This is a genomic window from Lichenibacterium minor, from assembly GCF_004137685.1.
In the GTDB taxonomy this organism is placed as follows: Bacteria; Pseudomonadota; Alphaproteobacteria; order Rhizobiales; family Beijerinckiaceae; genus Lichenihabitans; species Lichenihabitans minor.
In genome coordinates, this window is record NZ_QYBB01000197.1 from 1 (window position 1) to 511 (window position 511).

Genomic DNA, 511 nt, shown 5'->3' on the forward strand with positions numbered 1-511 from the left:
CTCGGAGATCGACGACATCGCCGAGGAAGCGGTTCACGAACGCGCTGACCTCCTTCGCGTGCGTTTCCAGGGCGAAGTGGCCGGCGTCGAGCAGCACCACCTCGGCGTCGGGCAGGTCGCGCCTGAACGCTTCCGCGCCGGCGGGCACAAAGTGGGCGTCGTTGCGGCCCCAGACCGCCAGGAGCGGTGGCCGATGCGCACGGAAGTAGGCCTGAAAAGCCGGGTAAAGGGCGACGTTGCTGCGGTAGTCGAGGATGAGGTCGAGCTGGATCTCGTCGGCTCCAGGCCGGGCCATGTAGGCGCTGTCGAGCGTATAGCCGTCCGGCGACATCCGCGACGGGTCTGCGCCGTGCAGGTATTGCCCTTCGCGTATCGCATCCGGTGTCAGGGAAGCGCGGCAGGCTTCGCGCCTCGTAGGGCTGGGGTCGGCCCAGTAGGCCCTCCAGGGTGCCCAGCCCTCGCTGAGGCCGTCCTCGTAGGCGTTGCCGTTCTGGGACACGATGGCGGTGAC

At 68.5% G+C, this 511-nt stretch carries 1 protein-coding gene; it reads right to left on the reverse strand.

The features are described from left to right. Window positions 1-511 (reverse strand): alpha/beta hydrolase (locus D3273_RS28015; RefSeq protein ID WP_165359781.1); only part of this gene is annotated, 511 nt, incomplete at both ends.